Genomic DNA, 2467 nt, shown 5'->3' on the forward strand with positions numbered 1-2467 from the left:
CCCCCCCCCCTTTTTTTTTTTCACGCCCAACCCGCCATCCGACATCTGCGCTTGTCTGGTGGGCTCGTATTTGTTTATAAGACGCGGGAAGGGGCGTGGGCGACGCGGCGCTCGTCCGCGGCGCCCTGCCGCAAAAGACGCTTCATGTCGCCGATCAATGGGGCGAAAGCGTGCCACGTCGGCCCGAGGGCGCCAGGGGGAGACGATAATCCTCTCTCCCGGCGCCGTCCCGACGCGGTCGCGGAACGCGCCGACCATGCCGGTTCGCGATCGGCGGGCCTCCCCCGCAGCGGCGTATCGCTCGGGCGCGTTCACGTCGCCGTGAGACCGAAAGGGCGGCGGGCCGCGCCCGAGCCCGCCCGCCGAGACGACCGGGCGGGTGGCGCCGCCCTGTCCCTTTGAGAGGCAGCGCTATCATCTCCGCGCGTAGCATCGTTTTAATGATAACCACTCATGAACAGCGCGGACCGAGCAGCAAGGTAGGCTGAAATAGAGACCCAAGCGACGCAAATAGCGCCGAACGGGTCTGGAAATAAGAAAATAATCAAGCGTCACGATCGGGAAGTCGCGTCGAGCAAAGACACCAGCACACTTGCCTGAAACGTCGGGCGTCATCCGACGATCACGGCAGGATTTGACCAACAATCGAAATCCACCCCGGGCATGCGCGCCCTGCGCACGCGTGCCGGCGGCATCGCCTTGCCTGTCCAGATCTCTGCGTCGCGTTCCTTGAGGACATACCGGCCGTCATGCCCAGCCATCGACCCTGCGACCGCCCCGCTGCGCGCCTGCACCGCGACCTCCTGACCACGACCGCCTTGGCCCTGGCGCTCGGCCTCGCCGCGACGGGCTCGGCCTCGGCACAGGCCTACAATGCCGGCACCGGCGCCACCTCGGCCGGAGCGAATTCGACCGCGGTCGGCCCGAACGCGGCGGCCGGCGGCGACGAGTCCTTCGCCGGCGGCTACAACGCGAGCTCGTCCGGTGCCGGATCCGTGGCGATCGGCTCGGGCGCCGCCGCGCAATCGGCGACGACCAACCAGGGCATCATCAACTACCGGGACGCCAACGGCGTCGGCAACCCGACGGCCGGGACCGGGGGCGACATCCGGAACGGCGCGAACGGCAGCACCACGCCGCCGGGTCCCGGGGAGGTCAATGCCGGCGCGCAGCCGTCGGGCACCGCGATCGGCAAGAAGTCCACCGTCGGCGCCGCCGGCGGCGTCGCCGTCGGCTACAACAACGCAGCCGGCACCGGGACCTTCAACTCGACCGCGATCGGCGCCAACAACGCCGCGTCCGGCTCCTACGGCGTCGCGATCGGCTACGCCAACATCGCCACCGGCCGCTCGACCCTGTCGCTCGGCACCAACAACCAGGCGCTCGGCGACGTCGCCATCGCCCTGGGACGGCAATCCTACGCGGTCGGCGACTTCTCGTTCGCCCAGGGCTTCATCGCCAGCGCCTACGGGCAGGATGCGCTGGCGCTCGGCCGGCTCTCCGTCGCCGGCGAGACCGGCAGCAACCCGACCGCCAGCAACATCGCGATCGGCGACAATTCCAACGCCGTCGGCGGCTCGGCGCTGGCGCTCGGCAGCGGCGCCTCGGCGACCAAGGCGCGCTCGGTGGCGCTCGGCGCCGGCTCGATGGCGCTGCGCGGCAGCCTGAGCGGCACCGAGGCCTACACCACGACCACCCTGTCCTCGGCCAACACCGAGCTCTCGGTCGGCGCGGCGGGCGCGGAGCGGCAGATCACCAACGTCGCGGGCGGCCAGCAGGACACCGACGCGGTCAACCTGCGCCAGCTCCGCTCGGTCGGGAACGGCGTCGCCGGGAACGCGACCGCGCTCGGGGGCAGCTTCGGCAGCGACGGCACCTACACGGCGCCGAGCTACAGCTACAACGGAAAGCCCTACGCCACCGTGCCCGGCGTCGTCGGCGCCATCGACCAGCTCGGCCTGCGCTACGACACCGACGGTTCGGGCAACCGGCTCGCCAGCATCGACCTGACCCGCGGCGGCAGCGTCGGCTCGGCGGTCGGCATCACCGGGCTCGCGCCGGCGACGACCGACAGCGGCGCCGTGGCGCTGTCGCAGATGCCGCTGCGATATTCCACGTCGGCGGACCCGACGACCGCGAACCCGGCCACGCCCTCGAACGACGCGACGCTGGTCGGCGCCAACGGCGGCGCTCCGGTCGCCCTGCACAACGTCGCCCCGGGAAGCCTCGCCTCGGGCTCGACCGACGCGGTCAACGGCGGCCAGCTGTTCACGACGAACCAGGCCGTGGCGACGAACGCCGGCAACCTCACCGCGCTGCGCAGCGGCCTCGACGCCGGCACGATCGGCCTCGTCCAGCAGGATGCCGCGAGCCGCACCATCACGGTCGGCTCGGCCTCCGACGGCAGCGTGGTCGACTTCACCGGCACCGCGGGCGCGCGCCGCCTGACCGGGCTCGCCGCCGGCAG

At 71.4% G+C, this 2467-nt stretch carries 1 pseudogene; it reads left to right on the plus strand.

Annotated elements, in window-relative coordinates:
- Nucleotides 1–749 precede the first annotated feature (749 nt).
- A pseudogene (locus FV230_RS27265) lies at nucleotides 750–2467 on the plus strand (hypothetical protein); the annotation flags it as partial.

Origin of the sequence: Methylobacterium sp. WL6 (assembly GCF_008040095.1) — a bacterium.
Classification (GTDB): domain Bacteria; phylum Pseudomonadota; class Alphaproteobacteria; order Rhizobiales; family Beijerinckiaceae; genus Methylobacterium.